The sequence below is a fragment of the Zeaxanthinibacter sp. PT1 genome (genome assembly GCF_028464225.1).
GTDB lineage: Bacteria > Bacteroidota > Bacteroidia > Flavobacteriales > Flavobacteriaceae > Zeaxanthinibacter.
This window is the reverse complement of record NZ_JAQPCN010000004.1, coordinates 85,194-102,491: the sequence shown is the minus strand read 5'-3', so window position 1 is coordinate 102,491 and position 17,298 is coordinate 85,194. Positions and strand designations below refer to the sequence as shown.

The following is a 17,298-nucleotide window of genomic DNA, read 5'->3' as shown; positions in this document are numbered from 1 at the left end:
TTTTAATTTCCAAATTGTGCAAGCTGCTGCCCGGCTCCCTTTACCCTTAATGTTAGCACATATTCCCTCTGACTTTGTGATGGCAGCCCGTAATCATTGTAAAAAGTAGCTTTCAGGTAACTCTGTGTCCCCGCCCTGTTCCCCAGGTAACGAACATTGATCAGCCAGTTACCGTTGAGGGTATCATCCAGGAAGAAATCCTTGGAAGACCAGCCATATAATTGCTCGTTAAGGATCAGGTCACGATCTGCTGTAGCGCTGTGAACCCATTCGTAGACCTGTTTATTAGGATTCACAAACTGCACTTCGAATTCCGCTTCACTATCGTTCCACTCCAGTACGATTCGCTTAGCCCCGAGGTAGGATTCATTTTCTTCTCTCAGGCGTTTCTTCAGGCCGGGACCGAGAGAAATCTTATCGTTAACCTCATAAAATGCCAGTAATTCTCGTTCATAGAATTGATTGAACTCCACGGTATCCGTACGGATCAATCCTTGATGTGATAGCGAGCCTAATCTTAATAACAGAGAAGCTGCCCTGGCGGTTTCCCCGGTAGAATGATAGCTGTGGGCCAGGTCCAGGTATGACTGTGGATACCTTGTCCTTAAGCTGTAAATCTTCTTGTACAGCACATTGGCTTCTGCCGATAACCCATGTTTTTCATAGAGGTATGCGGCCGCTTTCAGTAATACAGGATTACCATCGAATATTCCGGAATTCTCAGCCATCAGGTCTGTAGCAAATTGCTTATTCTTCCAATTCGATAAGAAATAATCCATGGCATCCAGGTAGAAGTACGGGTAGGACTTATAGACTTCCCGGTAAGCTTCCAATGTACTGCGGGCCTCGTCAAAGGAGTTGCTCTGGTATAAAGCCTTAAGATATTCCGGGGCGTTGTTTAGGAGCGCATCTTGTGTTAACACTTGCTCTTCATCATACAGTTGACGATTAAACCGCATGGGGTCCGGGCGTTCAAGCATTCCCGGCGTGACCCCGCTGACATTGGTATTGATCACGATGACCCCGCCATTCCCGGCTGCGCCATAGGGTATGGTCATGTTCAGGTTATTCAGCACCGCGATCCTCTTAATGTTATTAGGGTTGATCCATACCGGCGTGTCGGTAAACACCTGTCCATCTACATCAAATATGGCCGGGGTATCATTGCTGATAGAGCTGCCTCCGCGAATCTGCACGCTGCCGCCACTGGAACAATTTCCCCTGATAGAAACACCGGGGAACTGGTTCCGGAGAATATCTAGCACACAGAGTGCAGCACTGGTCATCTGGTCATCGTACAGAAACCTGACATTCCCGCTGAAAGCCCTCTGGTCTTTATACCCAAATGCGGTCCAGAGCATTTCCTTGTCGTAATAATAATCGTCCTTGGTATTCTTACTCTTTTTACGTTGACTGCCTGTAATGGTAATACCTCCTAATTCTTTGTATTCTACTAATAGGTCAACATTCACGATCCGGGTTACGTCCTCTACATAAATCCTCCTGGTCTCAAAACCGGTATAGCTGAAGGTAAGGATATCTCCCACAGCTGCACGGATCTGGTAATACCCTTGTTCGTCGGTCACGGCTAGCCTGTCCGAATTCTCTACCTGTACTTCAGCACCCGGGAGCGCCGCTGATCCGTCTGTAACCCTGCCTTTAATGATTCGGTCCTCCTCCACAGCATAAACCAGCGGCATGACTGCGAGGAATAAAAGGGTGAGATATAAAGATTTCATTGCAGTTTTTATTTAAAAATACGAAAAACGACAAGATAAGACAATACAATTCAACGACTTGGAGTTTTCAAAAGTCATAAGATGAATGTACTCAGAAGAACGCCATAACGGACCTTTCATTGGGCGCAAATCTGTCGGAGCAAAAAAAAAATCCATCCACAGAATAAGTGGATGGATCAAGATGCTGAAATCTGTTGATTTTATCCTACCCCTCAGTAACTTTCCTACTGCTGAAAGCATCATCAACTTCCGTATGGAAGATGTGATTAGAGTAGTTACTGATCGTCTTAACACTCTGTGCAAGGATGATCGCCAGAATTTGTTTCTCTCTGAATCCAGCAGCCAGGAATTCACGGGCCTCTGAAGGACTAGGATTACCCTTACTCCTGTTCATAATCTTGGTGAACTTAACCAAGGCTGCATATTTTTCCCCCGGAATTTCTTTTCCGTCCCTGATGGCATCGGTTACTTCCTCTGGAGTTTTAGACATTTTGTCCGCTATAAAGCTATGTGCTGCTGTACAGTAGTTACAACCATTGTCAACACTCAGCGTTATAAAAACAACTTCTTGTTCTGCCGGGGTAAATCCACTTTCACTCCTGAACTTCTGGTATCCCAGGTCATAAGTTTCCTGTAAACCGGGGAGGTTCACCATATTGTTATACATATTAGGAATCATCCCATTGGCTTTTTTAGCCTGTTCAAGGATATTTTTCTGTTTCTCATCTGCTGTTTCTAAAGTCACGGGACTTAGCCCGATCTGGTATGTTTTATCTGACATTGTTTTGTTTTAGGGTTCATAACATTCAGTCGAAATACCTCCTCGCGAATTACGGCTTTAACAAAGGTTTATTAAAAAGCCGGCAATTACAGGCCGGCTTTGATCATCACTAGATACGTAGAATCCAATTTTCAGGCACCTGGAGGGATAGGGCTCGGAACTACATTATCTATGGGTTTAATGGTTTTCAGGTATTTGAATACGGACTTCAGGTCGTCATCAGTCAGCATACGGTATTGTTGCCAGGGCATTGGGGGCAACAAAGGCCTGCTATTCATCATCCCCTTATACTTCCCTTCCTTAATAGCGATCAGGAATTGTTCTTCTGTCCAGCTACCAATCCCCGTCTCATCGGGCGTAAGGTTGGCAGCAAAAGAGGTGCCCCATGGCCCGATGGCTGCAGTTAGCCCCATATTAAAAGCCAGGTAACCCTGAACCTGCGAGGGGTCTAGCGGAGGTAACTGCTCTCCCGACGGATGTCCTGACAGGAATAATTCCGGGTCTGGTTCTGGGCCGTGTTCTGTCATCTTCTTTGGAGTATGACAATCAGTGCATCCCATAGCATTTACAAGGTATTTACCCCGCTCTGCTGAAACAGCTGCCTCCGTGGCCAGAGCCAATTCTTTTTCTTCGGTCAGGGGTTCTTCCTTGGATTTTGGTTCATTACAGGCTCCCATTAGCAACAGGATACCTAAAGTTAAGATTACATTTTTCATATGTGAGAATTTAGATCAGTACTCTTGTTGATACCCGTGAAGATTTATGATGCTTCTCGTGGGTAATAGGCATGAGCAAACTCGTAAAGGAATCTAGAAAGCAATCCTCCTTTAAGATTAATTCAATTACTCCGGGGGATAAATATGGGAGAACGTTCTCGGGGGAAAGAAATCTAATTACACAACCGGGCTGCACATGAGAATAATTTCGGCACATGCCACTTATTCAGTGTTTTAAGGTCTGTAATCGAGGATTAAATATAGGAAAAAACAAAATACGTTTCTAGAAAATTTTCAAGATTAAAGGGCAAAAAAATGGCCTCGGATACCGAAGCCATTTTAAACTTTTGAATATGGTGCAGTTTATCTGTACAAGGTGAAATGTCCTACATATTGCTGCATACTCTTATCGTTTGCATTTACCACGTACCAATAGTCCCCTGTAGGTACCTCATCACCTTCATAGGTTCCGTCCCATTCGGAGACCTGGTCCAGGATGGCTACTACCCTTCCATAGCGGTCAAAAATCTTAACTTCCAGGTTGGGGAATAGTTCCCGGTTCATTGGGGACCATACGTCATTCATCAGGTCACCATCCGGGGTAAAGTGTTTAGGCATCTGTAGTACCCCGGTAAAGTCAAAGGCCATGGTAACCATTGCCTCGCATCCACGGGCATCAACTACCCGGATGGTAACATTAGAGTCTTCATTGGAATAAAAGATATTATCTGATCCATAAGCCTGGTCCTGGAAATAATACCTGTACTCACCAAATCCTCCCCGGGCTACTGCTGTAATTTCATTTACGTCAGTCTTTTCGACTTCCAGGGTCAGTGGTTCATAGGCTTCTATGTTGAATTCAACATAGGTAGAACAACCATTCTCATGGTATACATAAACGATATGTTCTCCGGGAGCCAGGTCACCCCAGGTATATTCCGTACCGGCTTCAGCGGTTACAGCATCTGTCGGATCAACCGGGTCTAAAGCAAAAAGCAACTGGGATATATCCGAACCATCCTCCATACTGACGGTAGCCGTCGAGTTAGGGAAAATACCTTCACAACCATATTCTACCAATGGTTCAGGATTCAGGTCCACCCCTATGCCCACCGGTACGATCACGTTAGTCTCACAACCCATGGAGTCCCGGACAAAGATCACATATGTCTCTCCCCCGACGAGGTTCTCCCATTGCTGTTGAGGATTAGGTGCAAAGTCTTCCGGGGCGGAGGAATTTAAGGCGAATTCATAAGGTGGTGTTCCCCCGGACACGTCGAGGGTCACACTTCCGTCGCCATCGCCCATACAGGTTTCCGGTTCAGATGCTGCGATAGCCACCAGTATGGCCTCCGGCTCAGTAACTTCTATAGTCCTGGTAATCGTACAGCCCAGGTCATCCTGAATAATGACTTCATATGTCCTCGGAGCAAGGTCTGTAAAAATTTTCCTGTTCGGGAACATAGGGTCATCTCCTTCAAAGAATTCGCTCAACTGGTCGGCAATGGAATAGCGAATTTTACCCGTACCCCCGCTGGCTTCAATAATGATCTGCCCGTCTACATCACCGGAACAGCTAACGGGAACTACCTCCAGTGATTCCAGCACTAAGGGTGGTGGCTCGCTGATCGTGATCGGGGTTGATATGGCCGTACATCCGCCACTCTGTGCATATACGTAATAGGTTCCGGGGCCAAGCTCCCTGAATATTCCCGAAGACTGGGCAGATCGCTCGGTGTTCAGAGCCGTCGGTGCAGGCGGGGTATTAGAATTCAATAAGGTATACACGTAATTTCCTATACCACCATATGCTTCAGAACGGATAATCCCCGTAGCTTCACCGGCACAATTAATGGTGGCATTGGTCAGGTCTAAAGAGATCACCAGCGGTGCTGCCGGATCCAATGAAATCTGGTTAGATTTTTCAAATGGACATCCATTGGAGTTTTGAACATCGTATTGGAACGGTCCAGGGTCTACAGTGATATCTTCAGAAATCTGTACCGAGGTGGCTGTAGGATCCAGGGGATCCAGGGGAAGAAAAGGATCAGTTGTCCCGGAACGCCTGAAAAAGTAACTAACACCTGCTTCAGGATTAGCCACGGTTAATTCCATGAGTCCATCATCCCCACAGCCAGGGGGTTGAAGCTCCACTAATTCGGCCACAACCACTTCGGGATCTTGTATGGTGATCACGGCAGTGGTGAACTCGCAATCCCATCCATCGAGTACGGTGATGGTATAATCTCCCGATGACAGGTTGTTAAAGCTGGTTGTAGTTTGGAGACCACTGTTGGTCCCCTCGCTTAACCGGTTCAGTCGGTAAAGGTAATTACCGGCACCTTGCCCACCGGTGATGTCAAAGGCTTCTATTATTCCGTTATTGTCATTATTACATTGTAAAGGAGCTACGATCCTGATATCAGCATAGATAGGTGCCGGGGGTAATAATTCGATGGTATTGGTCGCTATACAACCCTCCGCATCGCGAATGTCAACGGTATAGACCCCTGCTGATAAGCCGGTGAAATTAACATTGGTGCTTGGGAAATTCTGGACGATACTGCCGTCCGGGGCTTGAACCCTGAATTCATAGAAGTTCCATCCACCGGTACCCGATGCAAATATTTCCCCAAGCCCGGGATCGGCACAGGTCACCTCTGCCGTCTGTTGCAGGTTCACCTGTAGGGGCGCATCGGGTTGCCTTACGGTAGTACTGTTACTGACTACATCACAAAATGGAGCGTCCAGTGCTTCTACGTATACCACCAGGTTCCCTGCAGGGAGACCGGTGATAATTTCAGGGGTGGCTATAGGATTATTCGTATCAAAGGATCCGGTAACGCCCGTAGAGGTTTCAACTCCGTTATTGTCCCTCGTAAACACCTCGTAATTATAGATACCATTATAATTATCTACCTGCAGGCTTATAGCCCCGTCTGTTCCATTAAAACAAGTGACAGGTTCGGCCTCTGCGACAGTAGCTATGATATTGTTATACTCCGGCACATTTACGACCGGGGTTAAGTAGGTACATCCCCCGTTACCCATATCGGTTACGGCAAAAATATAATCTCCCGGGGTGCTGATATCCCATACCACGCGATCGGATCCGCCAGAATTCTGTACCGGTTCAGATCCTAACGGGAGGATTTCCACATCGTAATTCCCCGGTCCCTGGGCTATGATTATCTCGATATTTCCAGGATTCACTCCGCTGCCACTGGCGTCACAGCTGATAGGATTTACATTAAAACTAAAGTCGAGCCCTGATGGAGGGTTCATCACAATGGTCTGTGTCTCCTCGCAACCGTTCTGGTCCCTGGCAATGATGGTAATGGTCTGAGGGGAGCCATTGTCTACTACCTCAAACTGGTTGCTGGTCTGGAAATTGGTACCGTCAAATTCCGGGGTACCATCATTCATACTATACGTATAAGGCGCTGTACCCGTATTAATTCCACTCCCGTCGCCGTTACTGTCTGTAAAAGCTGTTATGGTTGCAGTACTGAAGCGGTTACTGCTGGGGTCACAGGTAAAATCAGTATGGGTCGTATTGAGCAGCAGAATGCTGGGTTCGCTTATAGTAACGTCTGTGGAACGATCAGAACATCCCCTGTCCGAAATCACCTCAACCTGGTAAGTTCCAGGCAACAGGTTATCAAATAAGGAAGAAGACTGTGGTCCCTGGACTATGTTTGTAGTAGCTCCGTCATACAGGGTATAACTGAAAGGTCCGTCTGTAGCTGTAGCAGGTAATAATTCTACATTGATATACCCGTCATCAGCGCCATGACAACTGATATCCCCTTTGGGCGTAGCCGAAATTTCAGGCGAATCCACGATGGTCACCTCTACCGTAGTAGAATCTGAACAGAGAGGCATGGTATTAGAATCAAGGTCTGTGACCAGTATACTGTAAGTTCCGGGGCTGATATTGGTAAATACGTTATCGTTGAGCTGTACGACAGTTGGGTTGATCCCATCGTCCAGTTCATAACGGAAATTACCACTTCCTCCACTGGTGTTAACCGTAATGATCCCATCTCCTGCATTACAGGTAGGTTCTGTAGATGCATTGGCACTGATCGCGAAGAAATCAAAGACCTGGGCAAGCACCGTGTTGGTACAACCGTTCCCGTCCCTGACGACGATGGTGTAATCCCCGGGGTTAGGTACAAGAAAATTAGGACTGTCCTGGAAACCACCACCGATATCATACTGGTATGTTTCTTCCGGTAATCCGCTTCCTGTAGACAGTGGGGAAGTAACATTTACGGTATAATTACTTTGGGCAGAACATTGGTTTACAACGTCTACATTGGGAACAGGAACACCCGCAGTTTCAGTCACCCTCACCGTGGTGAAACTCATACAACCCAAGGCATCAAGCACATAGAAATCGTAATCTGCCGGGTATGGCCCTGCCACTTCAAAGGTAGTATCCGATGAAAAGACTATGGGTGCCGGATCTCCCATAGGCACATAAGCAAAACTATAAGGTCCGTTCCCACCATTACCCCTTACCGTAACCAGGGCACCTACATTACAATTAGCAGGCTCGTTATTATCTACAACCAGGGCGGGAATATCTTGTGTGATTGACACCAGTGTACTGGCATCACATTGAGTATTGTTATCCTCTACCAGGATCTGGTAATTTCCCGGTGGCAGGTTATTAAAGCTATCGCTATAGGGTATGGCCACACTATTTACCACAGTCGGGCCACTAACAATTGCACCTGTATCTGTATCCTGCAACTGCAGGGTAAGATCTGCAGGCGAAGGCAGCCCGTCTATTTCAAAACTTATGCTGCCATTTCCACCCGGCTCACAGGAAGCTGTAGTCGCCGTAGCCGTCACTGCAATGGGAGAAGGTCCGTTAATGGGGTCAATCTGTTCAATATAGACACAGCCCAAAGCATCGTGGACCTCGACAAAATAAGTTACCCCGTAGGAGATCTGCCCGCTAAAATCGTGTGTGTCGGCATCTACATTTGGTACGGTCTGTGGCTGTCCCACAAGCCCTATGGTATAGGGCGCAGTACCCCCGACAATATCTACTATATAGGTAAAGGTCGTGGTACAGTCCTGTGGATCTGTAGTGGTCACCGGGACCAGGTCTATCTGGTTCTGGCTCACGCTCACAACATCCCTGTCTTCACAACCACTGGCATCAGTGGTGATCACCGTATAGGTACCGGGGGCAACATTGGGAAAATTGACATTGTCTGCTGCCATCGGACCTGCAGTGGCGACCGTATTTCCGTTGATGTCTTGCAGGGTATAGGTAAACTGGGCATTCCCGTTAAGTACGTTATTAACGTCTATGGATCCTTCAACACTTCCACCGGAACAGAGGGCATCGTTAGCGGTGACATTGGCATCTATCGGGTTGCTTCCATTAACCGTGGCACTGAGTGGCGGGCTCGCACAACCCCTGCTGTCACGGATCATAAAATCATTGTATGTCCCGGGAGCATAACCGGAAAAAATCGGCTGTGAACCATAGGTCAGTCCCCCATCGGAACTATACTCGTACGGGGGTACACCCTGGTTGGTATCCGGTATCAACTCTACAATACCGTTATCCTGGCCACAGCTGGTATCCGTAACTACAGTAGCGCCTGCAATTGACTCCGGGGGGGCAATAGTGACCACATTGGTCTCCGTCGTACAACCCCGGGTATCTGTAACCTCGAACTGGAAGGTGGTATCGGTAAGTATGCTATCGTCATTTGGTATATCGTAAACAAAAGAATTTCCACTGATCGGGAAAGCACTCGCAGAATAGGCACCTCCGTCAATACGTACCTCGTAACTCACGTAATCATTCCCCGAGTGGTAACCGTTACTGATATTCACCCTGATCTGGGCTGATGGGCCACCACAAGTCAGTTCTCTTATAGTACTGGCACTAGCTGTCATTTCCGGGGCAATGGTCACCCACACCAGATCCTGACAATCATTCGTATCACTGACCTCAAAACGATAGGTTCCCGGGGTTAGTCCGTTAAAGGTACTGGCGGCTCCCCAGGCGCCTCCATTTACCCTGTATTCGTATGGTCCTGCCCCTCCTGAGGCATCCAGGGCAATGGTCGCTGCATCAAAATTGTCATAACAATAATCCGAACCGGCTGCATTAACTGTAAGCACCGGGGCCGCCAAGGCGGTAAGGGTAAAACTATCTGTCTGGATACAGCCATTGGCATCGGTTACACTTACCTGGTATACCCCGCTCTGGGTCAGATCAGAGAAGGTATTGCTATTCTGGGGTCCACGGACCGAACCGCTGGGTTGGGTGACGGTATATTTGTTGCCACCCCATCCTCCGGTGGTGTTAATGCTGACACCACCCCTGTTATTATTCTGGCAATTCATTGGGCTGACATTCAGACTTGTAATAGAAAATGCGGTGGCGGGTTCCTGGATTACCAGGGTGGCGCTGTCCGTACAATTGGTCTCTTCATCGGTGACCATAATATCATAACTGCCAGCACTTAATCCTGTAACGGTAATGATCCCCCCGCTCTGACCCACCATGGGCAGACCTCCGTCAATGACATAGGTATAGGTACTGTTAAAACCATCGATCAAAAATCTTCCTTCTCCGTCGGCATCGCCAAAACAGCTCACCACTTTAGTAGCTTGCGCCTGCACAGAGATTGAACTGATATCAGTAATAGCATAGGCCTCGTTGTAGGAACAGCCTTCGTCATCAGTTACGCGGAAGGTATAGGTTCCCAGTCCAAGCCCGCTGAATACATTGTTGTTTCCGTTATTTGTAGCACTAGAAGCGGGTGCTATAATTTCATAGCTATAAGGCGAAGTTCCGCCGGTAACCGCTACGGAAACTGAAGCTGTATTCGTAATACAATCAATATTTGATATGGTAAAAGCCATATCAGTAGGTTTATCTAAATTATCAAAGGTGATCGTTGAAAGGCTTCGAACACAACCGTTGGCATCCCTGATCCTGGGAGTATAACTTCCCGTTCCGAGGTTAGAGAAATCCGGGTTACTGCTAAAGCCAGCTCCAACACTGTATTCGTAGGGAGAAGTTCCCCCGCTCACCCCTGAAAAGGATATTTGTCCGCCGTTTTCGTCCAGGCAGCTCGGAGTGGATACCGCGTTCGCCGACCCGGAAATTGGCGTAGGTGCACTGATCACTTCTGTACCCACCGGTGTGGTACAACTAAATGCTTCTTGCTGGTATCGGATGAGTACCTGGTAGGTTCCCGGTGCAAGCCCGTTAAAAATATTATTGTTTTGATAAGAAGCCCCGTTATTGATACTATAGGTCATCTGGTACCCGTAACCATTACTCACGTTAAAAGTGATCCTGCCGTCATTACTGCTACCACAGGTTGCATCATCAGAAGAAACGGTATACACCGGTGGCGGAAGATCTTCAACATCGGCACTTGCCGTTTTGGTACAGCCATTGGCATCCTCTACCAAGATATTATAGGTACCGGCAGAGCTTACGGTAAATACGGTACTGCTATTATAGGTAGTACTGAAGCTACTGCCACCGTCCAGGCTATAGCGATAGGGCGCAGTTCCTCCTGAAGTCTCGATACGAACATCCACGGAAGAAGCACCACAGCCAAAACTGTCCGAGGCCGACGCAGAAACTGCAAGCGGGCTTATCCCGTTCCCAATACGGATGGGAACATTATTTACGTCTGTGGTAATGACCTCATTACATTTATTGGTCGATACCCTTACGCTGTAGGTTCCGGGGCTGACATTCTCAAAACTGTAAGAACTGGCCGAATCCGGACCAAAAGTATCTACCGTTACTCCATTTTTCAGCAGCCTGTAAGTAAAGAATCCCGGTACCCCGGAAACAGTCACATCTATGCTCCCCAGTTCACCGCTACACAATATATCGTTTGCAGTAACTGAAGCGCTCAAATCCAGGCTGGCTACAGTAACCGTATTGGAAGGAAAGAGACATGCCGTACTGGATACATTCTTTAATCGCACCCATACTTTATAATCCCCGGCAGTTGTGATATCAAAATACGGGGTGTCCTGGTAAGGACCTGCGCTATCGTTCAGGCTGTATTCATATCCTGCAGGTACATTGGTCACCTCTACCCTGCCCGGGTTTCCGCAGATGATATCTTCCTTGATGAGTTGTGGATCAAGTGGATTGAGTGTAGATTTAAAATAATAATACTGGCCACCATCTATGCGGACACGAAACTCCCCGGAGGAATTCAGGTTATAGGTAGCTCCCGTTCCTACGGTATCATAACAGCTGCTATCTGTATTGGCACAGTCGGCCATGACCGAGGTTGCACAACGGTTACTATCCAGTTTCTGCCATTCGTAGCTACTTCCACTCTGGCTTAAGCTTATCGTTCGGACATCACTGGTACCGCAAAGAAAGAATTTGGCTAATGTGCTTCCGTCATTGGGACAATTTACTTCCTCATCGGCATTCTGGATGATGGTGGCATAGAAGAAAGGCAGTGGTGTTACGGTGATCCCGGTATCGGTATGATCCGGTGAAAGGTCAAACCTACTGCTGGCATAGGCAGTAAGCTCTGTGTAGGTTTCCCTGTCCCCGAGTATGGGGTCGGAGTTACCTGGGTTGTTTCCGGCAAAAGTGGATGCCAATGACATTAGCGTCAGAAAGATGGCAAATACGTCCCGCCTTGAGTTACTAGGGAGCATAGGTTAGTAGGTGTTTTCAAAGAATAGGTAGATTTGGGATCAGGTTATTCTTCAGAGTATTATTTTAGACTTATATTTTTCGTTAGTTTTATGCCATTCATCTCTATTATTAAATATTTTAACGATTCGCTATGAAAAAAAGTATCCAAATCATGTGCCTTTTCGTTGTACTGACACAATTTTCTTGTGGTCAGGATCCTGAAAACAAGGCCAATATTGCCGATTCAACCCCTTTTGATGCAGAACTGTTGGTCGATGGGCTCCAGATACCATGGGGCCTGACCTTCCTACCCGACGGTGCCATGCTGATCACCGAAAAATCGGGCGAATTGATCCACTTTAAAGAGGGCAAAAAAACATCGATCACCAATGTTCCCCCGGTCTATAACCGTGGACAAGGAGGTCTTCTCGATGTAGCTTTACACCCGGATTACGAAAAGAATGGCTGGATCTATCTCTCTTTTGCTTCTGAAGAAGGAGCTGAGAAAGGTGGCAATACGGCTATTGTCAGGGCAAAACTGGATAATATGGCCCTTACCAATATTGAAAAATTATACAAGGCAACTCCGAATACGACCAAAGGACAGCACTTTGGATCCCGTTTTGCCTTTGATGAGGAAGGATACCTTTATTTCTCCATAGGTGAACGCGGCGATCGGGACACGAATCCACAGGATCTTACCCGCGATGGCGGAAAAATTTATCGCATATATGATGATGGTCGTATCCCGGAAGACAATCCGTTCGTAGGGCAGGAAGACGCTAAAGAAGCAGCCTTTACATACGGGAACAGGAATCCCCAGGGAATGACGGTACATCCGCAAACCGGGGCGATCTGGATTCATGAACACGGGCCAAGAGGTGGTGATGAGATCAACATTATAGAAAAAGGAAATAACTATGGATGGCCGGTAATTACTTACGGTATCAACTACAGCGGTACCCCGATCACGGATAAGACCGAAATGGAGGGAATGACTCAACCTATACATTACTGGGTTCCTTCTATTGCACCTAGTGGGATGACTTTCGTGACCACCGATACGTACCCGGGCTGGAAAGGCAGCTTACTGGTCGGTTCCCTTGCATTCCAATACCTGGAGCGCTTATCGCTTGACGGGACCACGGTCACCGATCGGGAAAAATTATTGGAGGATATTGGCCGCGTAAGGGATGTGGTTGAAGGTCCGGACGGATTGATCTACGTAGCGGTTGAAGGCAAGGGTATCTACCGTTTAAACCCAGTTGATTGAACCCGATGAAAATAGTTGTTCCGATCTACATCTGCCTGGTCAGTGCCATATCCATGATCCTGTTCCAGGATAAAGAACTGAAAGCCAGCATGGAGCGTGGACAGGAGATTTACCAGGATTTTTGTGTCACATGCCATTTGCCTTCCGGGGAAGGAGTAGCGAACACTTTTCCACCACTGGCCGGATCAGATTACTTACTGGAAAAGCGCGAAGCGAGTATCAGGGCTGTCAAATACGGGCAACAGGGCGAGATTGTGGTGAACGGTCTCACCTACGATAATATGATGATGAATATGGGGCTTGAAGATGAGGAAGTGGCGGATGTTTTGAACTACATCTTACACAGCTGGGGCAATAAGGGCGGAGAAATGGTGACCCCGGAAGAAGTCGCCCAAATAAGCCAATAGTTTACTTGCCGTAAGCTTCCATCGCTTTTTGTACAGATCCGTATTTCTTTAATACATCCTGTGCTTCCTGGTAATCCAGGTGCAGGCCTTCCATGAGGTACCTGGTACCACGGTCTACGAGCTTGTCATTGCTGAGCTGCATGTTCACCATCTTATTCCCTTTAACCCTACCTATCCTGATCATAAGGGCAGTGGAAATCATATTCAACGCAAGTTTCTGGGAGGTTCCACTTTTCATACGGGTACTCCCCGTTACAAATTCAGGGCCTACATTGATCTCGATTGGAATTTCTACTGCACCGGCTAAGGGAGAATCGGGGTTATTGGTGATCCCTGCAGTGAGTAATCCATGTTCACGAGCTGTCTTTACGCCACCCAGCACATAGGGAGTGGTTCCCGATGCCGCAATTCCTACCACGGTATCCAGGGGTGTAATCTGGTGAGCCTGCAGGTCTTTCCATGCCTGCTCGGTATTATCTTCTGCAAATTCCACGGCTTTCCTGATCGCACCGTCCCCCCCTGCAATCAGGCCAATTACTCTGTTATGGGGCATTCCGAAGGTAGGCGGAATCTCGGACGCATCCAGGATACCAAGCCGCCCACTGGTACCGGCACCGATATAAAATAACCTGCCTCCTTTATAAAATCGTTCTTCCAAACCATCGACCAGTTTTGTGATCTGGGGAATGGCCAAGGCAACGGCACCGGCAACTTCGCGGTCTTCCCGGTTAATATTTTCCAGGATTTCTCCCGTCTCCATTTGCTCTAAATGATCGTATCGGGAAGGTGATTCAGTAATTTTATGGTAATCTGACATATTATAGCAAGTGTATTTCGTGTTTCCTGAACATATTAAGCAGGTTGTTTTCCGGTTCCAGCTCAGTGATCATCGTGTTAATTGCATTGATATTGCAGGTCTTATAACGGTGTTGCGAATTAAGCTTTTCCGAGATGCATAAAAGTACCGTTTTTTTAGACGCCTGTATGACTCCTTTTTTAACCTGGACGATGTCCCAGTCAAACTCGGTCAGCCCATGTAACGCATCTACATACCCGGTCCCTATAAAACCATAATCTACCCGAATTTCTGATAGTTGGTGGATAGCACTCGCACCTACGGATATTTGGGCCTCGCGAGAGATCGTTCCACCGAGAAAGATGACCTCGATGTTGGGCTTGGTCAGTAATTGCAGGGCAACCGGGAGACTCAGGGTAAAGCAAGTAAGGTGTAGCTGTCTCGGTATCTGCCGGGCCAGTTCCAGGCAAGTTGTTCCTCCATCAATAAAGATCACCGCTCCGTCTTTCAGGAGCCCTATGGCCTTCTGAGCGATAGTGCTTTTCTCGTTTAAAGCGTAAATCTTGGAATTATCCGCGGTGGGATCTGTAAAACCCATAGAGATCGCTCCGCCATGTACTTTCCTTAATTTATTCTCCGCATCCAGCTCTTTTACATCCCTGCGGATGGTATCTACGGACACATCCAGCATTTCTGCAATGTCCGATAGCAGAACACGGTTATGCAATTCTACCTCGTATAAGATCTTTAATTGTCTCTCTTCTTTTAGCATAATGAGGCAAAGATAACAAAATATTCAACCTGCAGCTTTTTGTTACTTTAATGAAAACAAAACGTTAAAAAAGCAATTTGCTGCAACAAAAACAGCATAAAGCTGCAATATTATGTATAAATGTCTATCTTTGCAATTCACTTTAAATCCACTTGATCATGGCCGATTTGCAGACCAGACCCCAAATCCCCGGATATCCTACAGATGAGGAATCCCGGAAATTTGAAAAAATAGACACTCATATGCACGACAATTCGGAAGAAGCGTCCTTTTACGTGGCCAACGAGATAGCCGAACTGATCCGGCAGCGCCAGAAACTCGGAAAAAACGTAGTATTAGGACTTGCTACAGGTTCTACCCCAACCAAGATGTATGATTTTTTGGTCAAATTCCACAAGGAAGAAGGACTTAGCTTTAAGAATGTGATCACCTTTAACCTGGATGAGTATTATCCTATGGAGCCGGATTCTATTCACAGCTACGTCCGGTTTATGAACGAGCATCTTTTTGACCATATAGACATCAAGAAATCGAACATACACATACCGGACGGCACCCTGGACAAGGAAGACGTCAGGGATTTCTGCGAGGCCTACGAAAAAAAGATCAAGGACGAAGGTGGGATAGATATACAGATCCTTGGGATAGGCCGGACCGGCCACGTGGGGTTCAATGAACCGGGATCTTCCATAAACAGTAAAACCAGGATGGTCAGACTGGACCGGGTGACACGCCTGGACGCCGCAAGTGATTTCTTTGGCCTGGAAAACGTTCCCTCCAAAGCAATCACCATGGGTGTAGGTACTATAATGAGTGCCAAGAGAATTGTCCTGATGGCATGGGGTGAAGGAAAATCCGATATTATCAGGCAGGCCGTTGAAGGCGAAATACGAGAATCGGTGCCGGCTACCTTCTTGCAGCATCATGACAACTGTGACTTTATCCTGGATCATGCAGCTGCATCATCCCTTACCCGCCTCAGTACTCCCTGGCTGGTCAGCGAATGCGAATGGGATGACAACCTCATCAAAAAAGCCACCATCTGGCTTTCTCTTAAACTGGACAAAGCCATCTTAAAGCTTACCAACGAGGATTATAACGAATACGGTATGGGGAACCTGGTTGCGGAAATCGGTTCTGCAGAGGATATTAACCTCAGGGTCTTTAACCAATTACAAAGCACCATTACCGGCTGGCCGGGCGGTAAGCCCAATGCTGATGATAGCAGGCGGCCGGAACGAAAAGACCCCTACCCTAAACGATCACTGGTTTTCAGCCCCCACCCTGATGATGATGTCATATCTATGGGCGGTACGCTGCTGAGGCTTGTAGATCAGGGGCACAATGTGCATGTGGCCTATCAGACTTCAGGAAATATTGCGGTCTTTGACGACGAAGTGATCCGGTTTTTAGATTTTGCGACGGATATTCAGGAACAGAACGTGACACTGAAAAAACAATTCCGGGAAGTCCGAGAATTCCTGAGCAGTAAAACACCGGGACAGGTAGACAGCCCGGAGATTCAAAAATTTAAAGGACTGATCAGGAAAGGTGAAGCCCTGGCGGCTTGTCGCTATTGCGGGGTAAAAGAGGATAATGCCCATTTCCAGAATTTGCCGTTTTACGAAACGGGAACCGTGAAGAAAAAACCTTATACGGAAGAAGATATACAGATTACATACGACCTGTTACAGAAGATACAGCCCCACCAGATATTTGCAGCTGGGGATTTGTCAGACCCACACGGAACCCACAGGGTATGCCTCCAAGTGATCTATGCTGCACTGGATCGCCTGGTGAAAGAACAGGCGGAATGGCTCTCTGATTGCTACGTATGGCTATATCGTGGCGCCTGGCAGGAATGGGATATTGCTGATATGGAAATGGCCATCCCTATAGGACCTAAAGACATGGAGCGCAAGAAGAATGCTATTTTTAAGCACCAATCCCAGAAAGACAGTGCCATGTTCCCCGGAAATGACGAACGTGAATTCTGGCAGAGGGCGGAGCAGAGGAACAAAGAGACTGCCCGAAGGTACAACGCCCTTGGACTGGCAGAGTATGAAGCCATGGAAGGTTTTGTCCGTTATCATTTTCAATGATGTTTTAGTGGAAATAGTATATTAAAGTATCTTCACCTCCCAAT

Annotated in this window: 9 protein-coding genes; 3 read left to right on the top strand and 6 right to left on the bottom strand. The window is 47.2% G+C overall.

The window, feature by feature from the left end; translation table 11 throughout:
- Positions 1-2: 2 nt before the first annotated feature.
- The 4 genes from PP178_RS11600 to PP178_RS11585 all read right to left on the bottom strand — a co-directional run bounded on the left by PP178_RS11600 (position 3) and on the right by PP178_RS11585 (position 11,924).
- Positions 3-1,739, bottom strand: a complete 1,737-nt coding sequence (locus PP178_RS11600) for a carboxypeptidase-like regulatory domain-containing protein (RefSeq protein ID WP_272594515.1) — start codon at positions 1,737-1,739, stop codon at positions 3-5.
- A gap of 205 nt (positions 1,740-1,944) precedes the next feature.
- Positions 1,945-2,520: a carboxymuconolactone decarboxylase family protein gene (locus PP178_RS11595; RefSeq protein ID WP_272594514.1), complete on the bottom strand. Its 576-nt coding sequence runs from the start codon at positions 2,518-2,520 to the stop codon at positions 1,945-1,947.
- A gap of 131 nt (positions 2,521-2,651) precedes the next feature.
- A complete protein-coding gene (locus PP178_RS11590; RefSeq protein ID WP_272594513.1) occupies positions 2,652-3,236 on the bottom strand; it encodes a c-type cytochrome in 585 nt (194 codons plus the stop codon).
- A gap of 363 nt (positions 3,237-3,599) precedes the next feature.
- The gene (locus tag PP178_RS11585; protein ID WP_272594512.1) at positions 3,600-11,924 is read right to left on the bottom strand and encodes a T9SS type B sorting domain-containing protein; all 8,325 of its coding nucleotides are present in this window, start codon (positions 11,922-11,924) and stop codon (positions 3,600-3,602) included.
- A gap of 131 nt (positions 11,925-12,055) precedes the next feature.
- Between PP178_RS11585 and PP178_RS11580 the strand changes: the two genes are divergently transcribed.
- A complete protein-coding gene (locus tag PP178_RS11580) occupies positions 12,056-13,177 on the top strand; it encodes a PQQ-dependent sugar dehydrogenase (RefSeq protein WP_272594511.1) in 1,122 nt (373 codons plus the stop codon).
- Between the two features lie 5 nt (positions 13,178-13,182).
- Positions 13,183-13,584: a c-type cytochrome gene (locus PP178_RS11575; protein WP_272594510.1), complete on the top strand. Its 402-nt coding sequence runs from the start codon at positions 13,183-13,185 to the stop codon at positions 13,582-13,584.
- A 1-nt stretch (position 13,585) separates the two neighbouring features.
- On the opposite strand, the gene PP178_RS11570 is transcribed toward PP178_RS11575, so the two are convergent.
- A complete protein-coding gene (locus PP178_RS11570; RefSeq protein ID WP_272594509.1) occupies positions 13,586-14,401 on the bottom strand; it encodes an N-acetylmuramic acid 6-phosphate etherase in 816 nt (271 codons plus the stop codon).
- A 1-nt stretch (position 14,402) separates the two neighbouring features.
- Entirely contained in the window at positions 14,403-15,152 is a 750-nt protein-coding gene (locus PP178_RS11565) for a DeoR/GlpR family DNA-binding transcription regulator (RefSeq protein ID WP_272594508.1), read from the bottom strand.
- Positions 15,153-15,310: 158 nt separating this feature from the next.
- On the opposite strand from PP178_RS11565, the gene nagB reads away from it, so the two are divergent.
- Positions 15,311-17,254, top strand: a complete 1,944-nt coding sequence (gene nagB, locus PP178_RS11560; RefSeq protein ID WP_272594507.1) for a glucosamine-6-phosphate deaminase — start codon at positions 15,311-15,313, stop codon at positions 17,252-17,254.
- The last annotated feature ends 44 nt before the right edge of the window (positions 17,255-17,298 follow it).

What these genes read in the sequence shown, in the direction of transcription:
- PP178_RS11585 (WP_272594512.1), bottom strand. Translation starts at nt 11,924, where the DNA reads ATGCTCCCTAGTAACTCAAGGCGGGACGTATTTGCCATCTTTCTGACG.
- PP178_RS11590 (WP_272594513.1), bottom strand. Translation starts at nt 3,236, where the DNA reads ATGAAAAATGTAATCTTAACTTTAGGTATCCTGTTGCTAATGGGAGCC.
- PP178_RS11580 (WP_272594511.1), top strand. Translation starts at nt 12,056, where the DNA reads ATGAAAAAAAGTATCCAAATCATGTGCCTTTTCGTTGTACTGACACAA.
- PP178_RS11575 (WP_272594510.1), top strand. Translation starts at nt 13,183, where the DNA reads ATGAAAATAGTTGTTCCGATCTACATCTGCCTGGTCAGTGCCATATCC.
- PP178_RS11565 (WP_272594508.1), bottom strand. Translation starts at nt 15,152, where the DNA reads ATGCTAAAAGAAGAGAGACAATTAAAGATCTTATACGAGGTAGAATTG.
- PP178_RS11595 (WP_272594514.1), bottom strand. Translation starts at nt 2,520, where the DNA reads ATGTCAGATAAAACATACCAGATCGGGCTAAGTCCCGTGACTTTAGAA.
- PP178_RS11570 (WP_272594509.1), bottom strand. Translation starts at nt 14,401, where the DNA reads ATGTCAGATTACCATAAAATTACTGAATCACCTTCCCGATACGATCAT.
- PP178_RS11600 (WP_272594515.1), bottom strand. Translation starts at nt 1,739, where the DNA reads ATGAAATCTTTATATCTCACCCTTTTATTCCTCGCAGTCATGCCGCTG.
- nagB (WP_272594507.1), top strand. Translation starts at nt 15,311, where the DNA reads ATGGCCGATTTGCAGACCAGACCCCAAATCCCCGGATATCCTACAGAT.